Source organism: Agromyces rhizosphaerae, from assembly GCF_027925245.1.
In the GTDB taxonomy this organism is placed as follows: domain Bacteria; phylum Actinomycetota; class Actinomycetes; order Actinomycetales; family Microbacteriaceae; genus Agromyces; species Agromyces rhizosphaerae.
This window is the reverse complement of record NZ_BSDP01000001.1, coordinates 1,583,658-1,598,536: the sequence shown is the minus strand read 5'-3', so window position 1 is coordinate 1,598,536 and position 14,879 is coordinate 1,583,658. Positions and strand designations below refer to the sequence as shown.

The 14,879-nt window shown below is 68.7% G+C and carries 13 protein-coding genes; 6 read left to right on the top strand and 7 right to left on the bottom strand.

The features are described from left to right. Positions 1 to 2,326: 2,326 nt before the first annotated feature. From QMG39_RS07485 to rpmH, 7 genes are all read right to left on the bottom strand, one after another. Positions 2,327 to 3,040: a tyrosine-protein phosphatase gene (locus tag QMG39_RS07485; protein ID WP_281883628.1), complete on the bottom strand. Its 714-nt coding sequence runs from the start codon at positions 3,038 to 3,040 to the stop codon at positions 2,327 to 2,329. A gap of 627 nt (positions 3,041 to 3,667) precedes the next feature. Then, positions 3,668 to 4,291 carry a 16S rRNA (guanine(527)-N(7))-methyltransferase RsmG gene (rsmG, locus tag QMG39_RS07480; protein WP_281883626.1) on the bottom strand — a complete coding sequence of 208 codons (624 nt, stop codon included), beginning with the start codon at positions 4,289 to 4,291 and terminating at the stop codon, positions 3,668 to 3,670. Between the two features lie 17 nt (positions 4,292 to 4,308). Beyond that, positions 4,309 to 4,797, bottom strand: a complete 489-nt coding sequence (locus tag QMG39_RS07475) for a Jag family protein (RefSeq protein ID WP_281883624.1) — start codon at positions 4,795 to 4,797, stop codon at positions 4,309 to 4,311. Positions 4,798 to 4,801: 4 nt separating this feature from the next. Then, the gene (gene yidC / locus QMG39_RS07470; protein WP_281883622.1) at positions 4,802 to 5,764 is read right to left on the bottom strand and encodes a membrane protein insertase YidC; all 963 of its coding nucleotides are present in this window, start codon (positions 5,762 to 5,764) and stop codon (positions 4,802 to 4,804) included. 9 nt (positions 5,765 to 5,773) lie between these two features. After that, entirely contained in the window at positions 5,774 to 6,082 is a 309-nt protein-coding gene (gene yidD / locus QMG39_RS07465; protein WP_281883620.1) for a membrane protein insertion efficiency factor YidD, read from the bottom strand. Continuing rightward, positions 6,082 to 6,420: a ribonuclease P protein component gene (gene rnpA, locus QMG39_RS07460; RefSeq protein ID WP_281883618.1), complete on the bottom strand. Its 339-nt coding sequence runs from the start codon at positions 6,418 to 6,420 to the stop codon at positions 6,082 to 6,084. Before rnpA ends, yidD begins: the two co-directional genes overlap by 1 nt. Before the next feature lie 7 nt (positions 6,421 to 6,427). Beyond that, positions 6,428 to 6,565 carry a 50S ribosomal protein L34 gene (gene rpmH / locus QMG39_RS07455; RefSeq protein WP_281883616.1) on the bottom strand — a complete coding sequence of 46 codons (138 nt, stop codon included), beginning with the start codon at positions 6,563 to 6,565 and terminating at the stop codon, positions 6,428 to 6,430. A 415-nt stretch (positions 6,566 to 6,980) separates the two neighbouring features. Between rpmH and dnaA the strand changes: the two genes are divergently transcribed. The 6 genes from dnaA to gyrB all read left to right on the top strand — a co-directional run bounded on the left by dnaA (position 6,981) and on the right by gyrB (position 14,869). Continuing rightward, positions 6,981 to 8,456, top strand: coding sequence for a chromosomal replication initiator protein DnaA (dnaA, locus tag QMG39_RS07450; protein WP_281883613.1), 1,476 nt, complete (start codon positions 6,981 to 6,983; stop codon positions 8,454 to 8,456). 453 nt (positions 8,457 to 8,909) lie between these two features. Then, on the top strand, positions 8,910 to 10,061 hold the full coding sequence (gene dnaN / locus QMG39_RS07445) for a DNA polymerase III subunit beta (RefSeq protein WP_281883611.1): 1,152 nt from the start codon (positions 8,910 to 8,912) through the stop codon (positions 10,059 to 10,061). Positions 10,062 to 10,120: 59 nt separating this feature from the next. After that, on the top strand, positions 10,121 to 11,011 hold the full coding sequence (gene gnd / locus QMG39_RS07440; RefSeq protein ID WP_281883609.1) for a phosphogluconate dehydrogenase (NAD(+)-dependent, decarboxylating): 891 nt from the start codon (positions 10,121 to 10,123) through the stop codon (positions 11,009 to 11,011). A gap of 11 nt (positions 11,012 to 11,022) precedes the next feature. After that, positions 11,023 to 12,240: a DNA replication/repair protein RecF gene (recF, locus tag QMG39_RS07435; protein ID WP_281883608.1), complete on the top strand. Its 1,218-nt coding sequence runs from the start codon at positions 11,023 to 11,025 to the stop codon at positions 12,238 to 12,240. Next, positions 12,233 to 12,745, top strand: a complete 513-nt coding sequence (locus QMG39_RS07430; protein ID WP_281883606.1) for a DciA family protein — start codon at positions 12,233 to 12,235, stop codon at positions 12,743 to 12,745. Before recF ends, QMG39_RS07430 begins: the two co-directional genes overlap by 8 nt. A 123-nt stretch (positions 12,746 to 12,868) precedes the next feature. Then, the gene (gene gyrB / locus QMG39_RS07425) at positions 12,869 to 14,869 is read left to right on the top strand and encodes a DNA topoisomerase (ATP-hydrolyzing) subunit B (protein WP_281883604.1); all 2,001 of its coding nucleotides are present in this window, start codon (positions 12,869 to 12,871) and stop codon (positions 14,867 to 14,869) included. The last annotated feature ends 10 nt before the right edge of the window (positions 14,870 to 14,879 follow it).

Here is a 14,879-nt window from a genome sequence, read left to right as displayed (position 1 = left end):
GCGTAGTCGTCCGCGGCGGTGACCGCCGGGGTATCCACGGCCTCGGGGCGTTCATCGTCGGCGACGGCAACGGATGCGGCCGCCTGGTGCGGCGAGCTCTGGCTGGCCTCTGCGGAGGAGAACGACGGGGCGGGCGGCGGCGGCACGTTGCTGGGCGCCGCATCCGAGGTGGCGGGACTCGCGTCCGGTTCCACCGACCCGCTCTGCCGCCTGCGGAACCAACCCCGACCGGAACCCTGTGCCATTCTCACTCCTACCCCGTCTGTGGTGAGCACTGACGTGACGCTGCTAGGCACACAGACTAACCGCCGGTTCACGGGTCCGCCGATCGATTTCGCCTGTCTCCGAAACTCCTTTGGGATCCGCGGTGTGGAGGGTCGGAGATCCACAACATTCGGGACAGATCGCCGAATGTTTCACGTGGAACGGAGCGGTCTCTTCTTCCGGGCCACGGAAACGACGGGCGGTCGAGCGATCGAGCGCGCGGTCGAGTCCAGGTTCCCTCGACTTCGCCAGGAGACGTCCGGTGGGTAGCCCAGCAGCGACGCGCTCGGTCATGTAGCCACCCGTCGTGCGTTTCACGTGAAACATCGGAAACCGGGACACCCCGAGACCTGCTGCCGCCGCGCGCCGCGGCAGCGAGGAACGCAGTCTCCGACTCATGCGGGCCGTGCAGCGGTCGACCCCACCGCCCACCCATGCGGGAGGACCTCTCGCGGCGGCTCAGGGAACCACACGGTCCTGATCGGGGGAGCAGCCCCGTCTACGCGCTTGGCGGTGTGCGCGCTGCCCATCACGGCACGAAGTCAGTCGTCCCTCGGGTGAGTGTCGAGGCCGAGAGGTCCCCGGAGCCTCCGAGTCGGCGCCACCGCATCGGCGCCTGGCCAGTCTCATCCGGGCCACCGGTCCTCGTCTGCTCTCCCGAATGAGCGCGACCGATTCTGCCGGGGAGGCCGACGCACCGCATCACCACGGGGATCGGTGTGACTGGGAGTCCGGGCAGCGCAGCATCGCCCGGACCATCGGCGTGCCATCCGTGCGAATGGCATGGGTGGAGCCCATCTGCGAGGAGCACGGTCGCGACCGCGTGCTCGACCGGTCGGGACTCGGGGTGGACCGGACGCCGGACGCGGCGGGGTCTGCGCTCGCGTCAGCATCCGGTGCAGCGCGATGACGCACGACGTGAGGGCATCCCCGTGCCGTCGGAGGACTCGGCGGCGGACGAGTACACGCGCACGCCGGGACCTGGATCCCGACCAGCTCGAGGGGCTGTGGTTCGGAGCGCGTGTGCAGCACGCGAAGCGCACGGCCCTCGCACAGGCACATTCGCGGGAGCATCCACGTCGGCAGCACAACGGTAGGACGGAGCGCGCACGGCGGGCACCATCACCGCGAAGCCCGGGACGGCATTGTCGGCGACCGTTTCACGTGAAACGTCACCCGCCGCGTCGCAGCCCGTGGGTACCCGGCGATCGCGGTGAGCGGTTCGCTGTGCCGGCGTGTCACCCCACCTCCCCGTGACAGCAGCGCGCGTCCGCGCGCGGAGAAGTCCCCTGCCGTGGTTACAGCAGCCTCCCACGTACCGTTCACAGCGAACGTCCCACCGGGACTCGTCACGAGCCGCGGCACTGCGCGGTGTCGGCGATCACGGCGGGCACGTCCAACTGGCGGTGTGGCTCAACCCGTGGTGCCTCCGACCGCGCTTCCACCCACGGGTCGACGCCCTGGCGCAGCATGAGCACACCCTCGCGTCCTGACGCTCACGGCGCACGACCCTCGCGGGCTCAGGAGCGACGGCGTACCCGCGCCGACCCCACCGGCACACGGGGGTCACGCAGTCGTCGGCGGCCGCGTCGCCGTCGCACAGTGGCCGGATCGGCCGATGGCCGGTCCACGCACGGCCCGAACCTCGCGGCCGACGATGCGATCGAGTACGGGATCGGCGCGGCGACGGATCCCCACGAGCACCCGCTCGATCACATCCCACGCATTCGCCCATCCACCGCCCTCCCGATCGGGCCCCGACGGACCCGCGATCGACGGCAGCGGCGACGTGCGAACTTCGGTGCTTGACCCAGGCTGCATCGAGTCCATCTCCCGTTGCCGGGAGCAGTCGCCTGCTCCCACACACACGTGCCCAGACGGCCTTTTCACCGCCGGCACCGCCGTCGACCTCTGCCGGTATCCCGGGGCACTACCTCGGGATTCCTTGTCCATCACCGGCGGGCGGGCCAACCCGGAAGCGCGACCCGCGCCCTGACGCGCTGGTCCGGCTGGATCACGCTCGGCGTCTTCGGACCTCGCATCGAGAGCGGAGGCATCGGCCTCAGGGAAGGAGCAGGTGGCGCAGGCTCTCGCGCGTATCCGGATCGACGCCGAGTCGAGCAAGGATCGCAGGAGCGTCGGCCGCTGTCGCATGCACGATCGGTGCGCGCTCCTGAACCCAGCCCGCGATCCTCGCCCCGGTCCAACCGGACATCGGCTGTGCTGCGTGCGACGGCGTGGACGCCATCGCGTGCACGGACGCGGCGTAGTCATCGACGACCGCCTCCGGCGCGACCTCCGCGTTGCCGAGCAGCAGGGCCGAGACCATCCCCGTTCGGTCACGGCCCGCGCTGCAGTGGATCAGCGTTCCGGGCCCGGACGAGGCGATCGCCGAGATCGCCGCTCCCACCAGTTCTGGCTGCAGCTCCCAGTTGTGCTCCCAGTACTCGGGGGAGTCGAGGATCGGGAGACAGCGGCGCATGAACTCCGGATCGGACTGATCCTCGGTCGGTGTGCGCAACACCGTCGCCGAGACGACCGTCTCGTCCACCGACGGATCACCGTCACGGGGTCCGACCTCGCACTCGGCGCGCAGGTCGACGACCGTTCGGAGCCCCCACATCCGCGCCTGGTCCCATCCCCGGGCAGTGAGACGCTCCCGGCGGGGCCCACGAGCCACCCGGTGTCGTGCGGTGTACCCGGTCGAGGAGGCGGGCGTGGGCAGATCACCGAGGTCTCGGCAGTTCACGTAGCCGTCCCAGAGCAGATCACGCATCCCGCGATACTACGACTCCGGGCCAGCTGGGTATCACGCCATCCGAGGTGCCCTTGGAGCGGCCGGGATGACTGAGTGGAACAGCGTACCCTCGCGCGACGATGCGACACGAGGGGCGACCTGGACCGAGGTGTGCACTCGCCAAGCGCGGTTCGCCGGGTGGGCACGTCCGGCACGGCCCACCTGCACGGAACTCGTCCGACCGCCCGGGCACGAGCATGGAATCTCCACGCGCGCGCGGGCGGACTGCGTCGCCGTCGCTCGTGCAGACCAGCAGACCCCTGGGGCCGGGTGCTCCGGTCCCGTCATCACCGCGAGGCCGCATGCACACCGGGCGCCGGCGACACGCACTCCTCACGAACGACGGGGGAGTCCCGCACGCCACTCGCCACCCACCGCCGTACACTCCCGCGAATGACGACTCCACGTGTTGCGTTTCACGTGAAACACACGGGAACCAGACGGTCCCGTCGACGTCGGCACAGTCCACGAGCACACTGACTCACGACTCGGACCGGGTGCAGCTCTTCAGTCACGCGACCCGAGGGTCGGAGGAACGGTGGTCGCCGCATGCACCAGCGGTCCATCGGTCGGCACCCGGCGACGAATCACGCCGTGGGCGCATCCTCAGCCGCGACGAGCGCGGACGACGCGAGTGGGCTCCGCCACCACGCCCTCACCGAGCAGCAGGACCTCGACATCGCTCAGTCCGAAACGACGGATCTGCTTGGCGGCCGCCTCGATCTCCTTCGGCGCGTTCGCACCCTTCATCAGCACCAGCTCCCCGCCGTCGCGCAGCAGGGGAGCGGTGACCGGAATGAGGGTGCGGAGCGCGCTCACGGCACGGGCGGTGACCTGGTCGAGCGTCCCCTCGAGCTTCGACTCCTCGGCGCGAGCTCGAACGACTTCGACGTTGCGCAGGCCGAGCGCAGACACCTGATCACGCAGCCAGGCGACCCGGCGCTCCATCGGCTCGATCAGCACGAAGTCGACATCCGGCCTGGCGAGTGCGAGCACCAACCCCGGGAGGCCCGCCCCGCTTCCCACGTCGCCCACACGACCAGGCCGCAGCAGCGGCGCGACGAGCCCGCTGTTCACGATGTGTCGAGACCAGAGCCGGGGGAGTTCCAGCGGTCCGATGAGCCCGAGTTCCTCGCCGCGATCGGCGAGGTTGCGGGTGAACGCACGCACGGCATCGAGGCGATCGCCGAAGACGACCGCGGCATCTGCCGGCTCGATCTCGAGGGTCATCGTTTCGCGTGAAACGCTCAGGCCCGGGTGATCACGGTGTGGCGATCCTTGCCCTCACCGCTGGACTCGGAGTGGAAGCCACGCTCGGCCACGAGGTCGTGCACGATCTTGCGCTCGTACGACGACATCGCCGGCAGCGCGGCGTCGGCCGAACCCGCCTCGATCCGCTCGATGGCGCGGGACACCAGCTGCGACAGCTCGGCCTTGCGCTGATCGCGGGAACCGCCGATGTCGAGGATCATGCGGGAGAAGCCGCCGGTCTTCGACTGCACCGCGAGCCGTGCGAGCTCCTGGAGCGATGCGACGACATCAGGCTTGGACAGCAGTGAGAGGTTGGAGCCCTCGCTCGCCGTCACCGAGACCATCGCCCGCTGGTCGGTCACGTCGATGTCGATGTCACCGTCGATGTCGCAGATGTCGAGGAGCTCCTCGATGTAGTCCGCCGCGATCTCACCCTCGTCGGCGAACGGCTCCGCCTGGGGCTGTTCGTGCTGCACGTCGGTCATGGTCCTACTTCCGGTTTCCAGGCTTCTTCTTCGACCGCGCCTTGCTGATCGGCTGCTGCCGCTGCGTCGGCTTCGGGGCCTCGACCTCGGGGGTCGGGCTCGCGTCATCCGAAGCGGGGAGCTTCCCACGCCGCGCGAGACGCGCCTCGCGCGCCTTGGCGGCTTCACTGCCGGGCGTCGGCATGTTGCGGATCACGAGGAACTGCTGGCCCATGGTCCAGAAGTTCGAGGTGAGCCAGTAGAACATCACGCCGATGGGGAACGCGACGCCGGACACCGCGAAGACGAGGGGGAGCAGGTAGAGCAGGATGCGCTGCTGGCGGAACATCGGGCTCGCCTTGGTCTCGGGCGACATGTTCTTCGAGACGATCTGGAGCTGCGTGATGAACTGCGAGGCGGTCATCAGCACGATCATGACGACGGCGATCACCATCGTCTGCCACGGTCCGCCGGCGTTCAGCGCTTCGATGAAGGTCGAGCTCAGCGGGGCGCCGAACAGCTCGGCCTGGTTCAGCGAGTCGGCGAGGTCCTGGTTGAGCAGGCCGACGCCCGCCGCGTCGTTCCGGGCCGCGTCGTTCAGCACGGAGAAGAGGCCGAAGAAGATCGGCATCTGCAGCAGGAGCGGGAGGCACGACGACAGCGGGTTCGTGCCGGTGCGCTTGTAGAGCTCCATCGTCTCGCGCGACATCGCCTCGCGCGAGAACTGGTCCTTCTTGCCCTTGTACTTGTCCTGGATCTTCTTCAGGTGCGGCGCCACCTCGAGCATGCGCCGCTGGTTCTTGATCTGCCGGACGAACACCGGAATCAGCGCGGCACGCACGACGACCACGAGGCCGACGATCGAGAGCACCCAGGTGAGGCCCGCATCGGCATCCATGCCGAAGAACGTGAACAGGCTGTGGAACCCGACCAGGATGAGCTCGATGGCCCACTTGATGGGCCAGAGTATGGTGCCGATGATGTCCATGGGGGTGGATCAGTCCTTTCCGGGGGCTGCGACGACGAAACCGAATCGGGTGGTGCGGTACCGCTGGCGGCGGGAGGTGGGGACGTCGTCGATGCCGCCCTCCGCCCACGGATGACAGCGTGCGAGACGGCGGGCGGTCAGGGCCGTGCCCACGACCACTCCGTGCTCCTGCATCGCACCGAGCGAGTACGCGGAACACGAGGGATAGTACCTGCAGACGTCACCGTAGAGCGGCGAGATCACCGCTCGATACGCGCGGAGGAGCAGGACGAGGATGTTGCGGGGGAGGAGCAGGATCCACATGAGGGTCGCACGCATCAACGGCTCCCGGGTCCCTGGACCGCGGCGGCGACGTCGCCGCGAAGGGCGGGCCAGCCGGCGTCGGCTGCCGAGGGCAGCGCGCGGATCACGACATCCACTCCACGCACGCCTCCGTCGACGAGTTCACGACTGGCCGCCTTGAGGCGTCGCCGCACGAGGTTCCGCCGAACGGCGGAGCCGACCTTCTTCGACACGATGAATCCGAACCGTGGCTGAGCATCGCCCGGCGTGCGCCGGACGTAGCTCACCGTGTGCGCTCCCACGCGCTTCGCACCACGCCGCACCACGGACCGATAGTCGTCGGCGCTCGTGATGCGATGCGCGGGAGCGAGCACCGGGTGCTTACGCGGAGAGTTCGGTACGACCCTTGCGGCGGCGCGCCGAGATGATCGAACGGCCGGCGCGGGTGCGCATGCGCAGGCGGAAGCCGTGCACCTTGGCGCGGCGACGGTTGTTGGGCTGGAACGTACGCTTGCTCATTCTGTGCTCCGATTGGTGATTCGAGTCCGCAGTCGCGACCCAGGGGTGCGACCGGGAAAGCTGGGGCGGCCCATCGGGCCTCGCGGTCAACTGATTAAAACTACGGCCTCGCAGGCCGCTGGTCAAACCAGAACGCACCGCGAACCGTCAATTATCGCCGATCACTCAGGTTACGGCATGGAACGACACGCCGAGAGCACCATCGGTGCGCGAAATCGCATTTGTCGCACCGGGTCCGATTGGGTACCGTAAACAACCAAGTTATCCCCAGCCCCGGGCGCATGACCATGGGAATCAGGCCGGATCTGCCCACAGGCTGTGGATGAGACTGTGAGTTGTCCACCTCGCTTCGTTCAGCATGTCGACCGGGGATCGACGAACGACGCCCGAGGCCACCGACCGATTGCGGGGAATTATGACCGAGCAGCCCATATCCGACACATGGGCCACGGTCATGGACCGACTCGATGCGGACGAGGCGATCACCCCGATGCTCCAGGGGTTCCTGAATCTCGTCGAGCCGAAGGGGATCGCCGCCGGCACCTTCTACCTCGAGGTGCCCAACGACTTCACCGCGAGCATGCTCAACCAGCGCATGCGGGTCTCACTGCTCACCGCGATGGGCGCCATCGAGACGCCGTCGGCGGTCACGTCCTTCTACGTCGTGGTCAACCCCGAACTCGAGCAGGACACCCCCATCACCCCCCAGCCGGTGCTGGCGGGCGCGCGCCAGGCGGGCGCAGACGGTCGCGACCCGAGTGCCGCACCGCTCCCGCCGACGGGGGACGGCAACGTCGTCGAGCTGCCGGCATCGCCGCAGTCGGTCTTCGACACCACGGCCGAGCGCCCGCGCGACGCGCGCCTCAACCCGAAGTACAGCTTCGACAACTTCGTCATCGGCCAGTCGAACCGCTTCGCCCATGCCGCAGCGGTGGCCGTCGCCGAGGCGCCCGCGAAGGCCTACAACCCGCTCTTCGTCTACGGCGAGTCCGGGCTGGGCAAGACCCACCTCCTCCACGCGATCGGCCACTACGCGCTCAGCCTCTACCCGGGAATCCGCGTGCGGTACGTCTCGAGCGAGGAGTTCACGAACGACTTCATCAACTCGATCGCGAACAACCGCGGCTCGCTCTTCCAGCAGCGGTACCGCAACATCGACATCCTGCTGATCGACGACATCCAGTTCCTCCAGGGCAAGGCGGAGACGCAGGAGGCGTTCTTCCACACCTTCAACACGCTGCACGACCACAACAAGCAGGTCGTCATCACGAGCGATGTCCCGCCGAAGCACCTGACCGGCTTCGAGGACCGCATGCGCAGCCGGTTCGAGTGGGGCCTCATCACCGACGTGCAGGCGCCCGACCTCGAGACCCGCATCGCGATCCTCCGCAAGAAGGCGCAGTCCGAGCGCCTGCAGGTGCCCGACGAGATCCTCGAGTACATGGCGTCGAAGGTGTCGAGCAACATCCGCGAGCTCGAGGGCACGCTCATCCGCGTCACGGCGTTCGCGAGCCTCAACCGCACCCCGGTGGACCTGCCGCTCGTGCAGACGGTGCTGAAGGACCTCATCACCGACGACGAGGACAACGTCATCGCGCCGGTCGACATCATCACGAACACCGCCGACTACTTCAAGCTCACCGTGGACGACCTGTACGGATCGAGCCGCTCGCAGGCGGTCGCCACGGCGCGCCAGATCGCGATGTACCTCTGCCGCGAGCTGACCAACCTCTCGCTGCCCAAGATCGGCCAGCTCTTCGGCAACCGCGACCACACGACCGTCATGTACGCCAACAAGAAGATCAGCGAGCTCATGAAGGAGCGTCGTTCGATCTACAACCAGGTCACCGAGCTGACCGCGCGCATCAAGCAGAACAGCCGCTACCGCTGATCCTCCGCCGGCGTACGACCCGGCAGGCACCCGCGAACACCCGCTTCCGCTCCTCCTGCGGACGTGCAGGTCGCTTCGTCGCACGCTTTTCACATGTGGATAACCTGTGGAAACGTGCGGACAGCACACCCCGCCACTGTGGACGGATGCATGACGCCTGTGGAATGCGACCGGATGCCCTGAGCCGACAGATCCCCGGAATCACGCGCATCGCACAGGCCACTCACAAATCACACGAATGTAGTTCCGCGGAGTTCCGGGGCTCTCACAGGGTTATCCACAGTTTCCACATCGGTTAACGCTGTTAAGAACTCCTCTTCTCCTCGTCCACCTCCGACAACGATCAGTGCACAGGACTGAGGACGAGCGAAGCGACGCCCTGTTCCACCGCCACCAGTGGCTCTCCCACTAGCATTGGAGCCACCAGCGAACCGACCACCGACGGGAGAGCGCGTGAAGTTCCAGGTCAACAGAGACGTCTTCAGCGAAGCCGTCTCGTTCGCCGTGAAGCTGCTGCCGCAGCGCACGACCCTCCCGATCCTCAGCGGCGTGCTCATCGAGGCCGGCGATGACGGCCTCGTGCTGTCCTCCTTCGACTACGAGGTCTCCTCCAAGACCGAGATCTCCGCGGACGTCGAGGAGCCGGGCACGGTCCTCGTCTCCGGTCGGCTCCTCGCCGAGATCGCCAGCCGGCTCCCGAACGCCCCCGTGCGCTTCGTCACCGAGGACGGGCGCATCACCGTCAGCTGCGGCTCCGCCAGCTTCACGCTGCTCTCGATGCCCGTCGAGGAGTACCCGAGCATCCCCGAGGTCGGCGAGCAGTCCGGGCTCGTCCCCGCCGAGGAGTTCGCGGCCGCGGTCGCCCAGGTCGCCGTGGCCGCCTCGCGCGACGACGTCACGCCCGTCATCACCGGAGTCCAGCTCGAAGTCGCCGAGACGAGCCTCGGCCTCGTCGCGACCGACCGCTATCGCGTGGCGGTGCGCCAGGTCGAGTGGGACGGCGGTTCCGTCGCATCGGCCGGGGAGTCGCTCACGGCACTGGTTCCGGCGCGCACCCTGCAGGAGGTCGGCAAGACCTTCGGACACTCGGGCAACATCTCCGTGTCCATCACGAGCCGCGACGACCGTGAGCTGATCGCCTTCACCGCGGACCGGAAGACCGTCACCTCACTCCTGATCAAGGGCAATTTCCCCCCGGTCAGAAGGCTTTTCCCGGACGACGTGCAGAACTACGCGGTGATGAACACCGCCGACCTCATCGAGGCCACCCGGCGCGTTGCGCTGGTGCTCGAGCGCGAGGCGGCCCTGCGCTACACCTTCGGTGAGGACGGGCTCACGCTCGAGGCGATCGGCAGCGAGCAGGCGCAGGCCTCGGAGACCATCGACGCGGTGCTGACCGGCGACCCGACCGTGGTGTCCCTCAAGCCGCAGTTCCTCCTCGACGGACTCGGCGCGGTGCACTCCGAGTTCGTCCGCATCGCCTTCACCAAGACCGACAACCCCAACAAGCCCGGGCCCGTGCTCATCACGAGCCAGACGTCCCGCGAGCAGGCGGGGTCCGACAGCTACCGCTACCTCCTGCAGCCCAACCTGCTGCTGCGCTGAGTTCGGCACGTCGCCGCACGGGGGTCGCGGCGGCGTGCACAGTGACCAGGGGAGCGATCATGCACATCGGAATCATCGGCCTGGGGCGTATGGGCGCGAACATGCGCTCGCGGCTCCGGCAGCACGACATCGACGTCACGGGCTACGACACGAATCCGGCGGTGAGCGACGTCGGAAGCCTCGCCGAACTGGTCGAGGTCCTTCCCGCACCGCGCGTCGTCTGGGTCATGGTGCCGTCGGGGCCGGTCACCGACGGCGTGGTCGCGGACCTCGCCGACCTCCTCGACGCCGGCGACCTCGTGATCAACGGCGGCAACTCCCGGTACACGGACGACCTCGCCTACGGCGAGACGCTCGGTGCGGGCGGCGTGCGATTCGTCGACGCGGGCGTCTCCGGCGGGGTCTGGGGCGATCGCTACGGCTACGGCCTCATGGTCGGCGGCGCCGACGAGGACGTCGAGCGCGCCATGCCGGTCTTCGACGCGCTCCGCCCGGAGGGCCCGCGCGAGGAGGGCTTCTCGCACGTGGGTCCGGTCGCGGCCGGCCACTACGCAAAGATGGTGCACAACGGGGTCGAGTACGCACTCATGCAGGCCTACGCCGAGGGCTACGAGCTGCTCGCGAAGCGCACGGATCTGGTCACCGACGTCGAGGCGACCTTCGCAGGATGGCAGCGCGGCACGGTGGTGCGTTCCTGGCTGCTCGAGCTCCTCGTGCGCGCGCTCCAGCAGGATCCCGAGCTGGACGAGATCAAGGGCTACGTCGAGGACTCCGGCGAGGGGCGGTGGACGGTCGACGAGGCGATCGACCAGGCCGTGCCCGTTCCCACCATCGCCGCCGCGATCTTCGCGCGATTCGTGTCGCGGCAGGACGACTCGCCCGCCATGCGCGCGGTGGCGTCGCTGCGCAACCAGTTCGGCGGCCACGCCGTGAAGCCGGCCGAGGAGTAGCCCGCCGCCGCATGCACATCTCGCGTCTCTCACTCACCGACTACCGCAACTACGCGCATGCCGAGCTCGAGCTCGGACCCGGAGCCACCGTGTTCGCCGGCCGGAACGGGCACGGCAAGACCAACCTGGTCGAGGCGGTCGGCTACCTCTCCACGCTCGGTTCGCACCGGGTGTCGTCGGAGCACGCGCTGATCCGCGCGGGGGCGGATGCCGCGATCATCCGGGCACTCCTCGCGCACGCGGGCCGCGAGATCCTCGTCGAGGTGCAGCTCAACCGCGGTGCCGCGAACCGGGCGCAGGTGAATCGGAACGGCGTGCGCACCCGCGAGCTCCCGCGCTACACGCACTCGGTGCTGTTCGCGCCGGAGGACCTCGCGATCGTGCGCGGCGACCCGGGCGTGCGCCGGCGGTTCCTCGACGACCTGCTGGTGCAGCGGATGCCCCGGATGGCCGGCGTGCTCGCCGACTACGACCGCGTGCTCCGGCAGCGGAACTCCCTGCTGAAGTCCGCGCGCGCGAGCGGGCTGCGCAATGCGCAGCTGCCGACCCTCGAGATCTGGGACGAGCGACTGGTCGAGCTCGGCACCGAGGTCGTCGACCGCCGCCTGGACCTCGTCGCCGACCTGGGCGAACCGCTGCGGGAGGCGTATCGCGGCATCGTCGACGACGACCACGGACCCCGGCTCGATCCACGGCTCTCGATCGACGGTGCGGGCGAGGACGAGGACCCGCAGCCCGATCGCGCGGCCCCGGATGCCACGCTCGACTCCGCGGCATCCGACACCGCCGCCCGATTCCGCGCCGCGCTCGCCGCGCTGCGGTCGAAGGAGCTCGAGCGCGGCGTCACGCTGGCCGGCCCGCACCGCGACGACGTGCTCCTCGAACTCAACGGGCTGCCGGCGAAGGGCTACGCCTCGCACGGGGAGTCGTGGTCGTTCGCGCTCGCACTCAAGCTCGCATCCGCCTCGCTCCTGCGCACCGACTCGACGACCGGCGACCCGGTGCTGATCCTCGACGACGTGTTCGCCGAGCTCGACCGGGGCCGGCGCGATCGGCTCGCGGCGTCGATCAGCGACTTCGAGCAGGTGCTCGTGACGGCCGCGGTCATCGAGGACGTGCCCGAGGTGCTCGCCGGGCGCATCGTGCGCATCGAGCGGGGTGCGGTCGTCGGTGGCGCGGGGGAGGATGGTCGTACCGGAGACGAGCGCGAGGAGGTCGCCGATGCCTGAGGCCGCGGAGACGCGTGCGCCCGCCGAGGCGACCGACGAGGCCGTGCGGGTGTACCAGCACTTCCGCGAGGTGTTCGGCGGTGCGCCGACTTCGCGACGGAAGCGCCGCGAGGAGCCGGCGCGCGGTGCGAGCGCGCCGTTCGGCGCCGGGCGTGAACCGCGGGCCCTCGGTGACACGCTCAACACCCTCACGGTCGAGCTCGGATGGAGCTCCCCGCTCGCCCAGCAGGAACTGCTCTCATCGTGGTCGGAGGTCGCCGGCGACGAGACCGCGAGGCACTCCGAGCCGGTCGGCCTCGAGCACGGCGTGCTCACCGTGCGGTGCGACTCCACAGCGTGGGCCACGCAGCTCCGGATGATGCGCACGACGATCGCCGCGCGCATCGTCGACCGGTACCCGGAGGCGGGCGTCGAGACGATCCGCTTTCAGGGGCCAGACGCCCCATCCTGGAAAAAGGGGCCCAGATCGGTTCCAGGGCGGGGTCCACGCGATACCTACGGTTGACACGGCAAATTCGGTCACCCTCCTGTGGAAAGGCCCGCAGAAGGGCACGTCGCGCCTCGGCACGTCCCGAAGATTGATAGGCTGGAGCGTCGCCAGGACGACGGTCAGGAGCCCCATTCACACATGACAGCCGAACCGAAGCAGGCCCAGCAGTTGCCGGAGTACGGCGCAGACGCGATCCAGGTTCTCGAGGGCCTCGAAGCGGTTCGGAAGCGTCCCGGCATGTACATCGGGTCGACCGGTCCGCGCGGGCTCCACCACCTCGTCTACGAGATCGTCGACAACTCCGTCGACGAGGCGCTCGCGGGCTTCTGCGACCACATCGACGTCACGATCCTGGAGGACGGCGGCGTGCGCGTCGTCGACAACGGCCGCGGCATCCCGGTCGACCTCCACAAGACGGAGGGACGCTCGACCGTCGAGGTCGTGCTCACCGTGCTGCACGCGGGCGGCAAGTTCGGCGGTGGCGGCTACGCGGTCTCGGGCGGCCTGCACGGCGTCGGCTCCTCGGTGGTCAACGCGCTCTCGAGCCGGCTCGACGTCGAGGTCCGCCGGCAGGGCTCGGTCTGGACCCAGTCGTACACGACCGGTGTTCCGGATGCCCCGCTCGCGCAGGGCGCGGCCAGCGACGAGACCGGCACCGCGATCACCTTCTGGCCGAGCACCGAGATCTTCGAGACGGTCGAGTTCGACTACGAGACGCTGCGGACGCGCTTCCAGCAGATGGCGTTCCTCAACAAGGGACTGCGGATCACGCTGACGGACCTCCGCGCCGACCAGCAGGTCACCGAGGAGGAGGCCGACGACGTCGCGGAGCCCGCGCGCACGGACTCCTTCCTCTACGAGCGCGGCCTGGTCGACTACGTCGAGTACCTGAACCACGCGAAGAAGTCCGACCTGGTGAACGACGAGATCATCTCGTTCGAGTCGGAGGACACCGACCGCCACATCGCGCTCGAGGTGGCGATGCAGTGGACGACCGCGTACAACGAGTCCGTCCACACCTACGCGAACACGATCAACACCCACGAGGGCGGTACCCACGAGGAGGGCTTCCGCGCGGCGCTGACGACGCTCGTCAACCGGTACGCGCGCGAGAAGGGCATCCTCAAGGACAAGGACGACAACCTCTCCGGGGAGGACGTGCGCGAGGGCCTGACCGCGGTCATCTCGGTCAAGCTCTCGGAGCCGCAGTTCGAGGGCCAGACCAAGACCAAGCTCGGCAACACCGAGGCGAAGTCGTTCGTGCAGCGGGTGACCGCCGAGCAGCTCGGCGACTGGTTCGACCGCAACCCGAACCAGGCCCGCGACATCATCCGCAAGGCGATCCAGGCGGCGACCGCGCGCATGGCCGCCCGCAAGGCCCGTGAGGCGACCCGTCGCAAGGGCCTGCTCGAGTCGGGCGGCATGCCCGGCAAGCTCAAGGACTGCTCGTCGAAGGACGCGACCGTCTCCGAGATCTTCATCGTCGAGGGCGACTCGGCCGGCGGCTCGGCAGTGCAGGGCCGCAACCCCGAGACCCAGGCGATCCTGCCGTTGCGCGGCAAGATCCTGAACGTCGAGAAGGCGCGCCTCGACCGGGCGCTCGCCAACAACGAGGTGCAGGCCATGATCACGGCGTTCGGCGCTGGCATCGGCGAGGACTTCGACCCCGCGAAGGTCCGGTACCACAAGATCGTGCTGATGGCCGATGCCGATGTCGACGGCCAGCACATCACGACGTTGCTGCTCACGCTGCTGTTCCGCTACATGCGCCCGCTGATCGACCTCGGCTACGTGTACCTGGCACAGCCGCCGCTCTACCGGCTCAAGTGGACCAACGCCGACCACGAGTACGTCTACACCGACCGCGAGCGCGACGCCCTGCTCGCCGACGGCACCGCCGCCGGCAAGCGGATCCCGAAGGAGAACGGCATCCAGCGCTACAAGGGCCTCGGCGAGATGAACCACCAGGAGCTCTGGGACACCACGATGAACCCCGAGACCCGCACCCTGCTGCAGGTCTCGATGGACGACGCGGCCGCGGCCGACGAGATCTTCTCGACCCTCATGGGCGAGGACGTCGAGTCGCGCCGCAGCTTCATCCAGAAGAACGCGAAGGACGTGCGCTTCCTCGACATCTGATCGAGCGCGA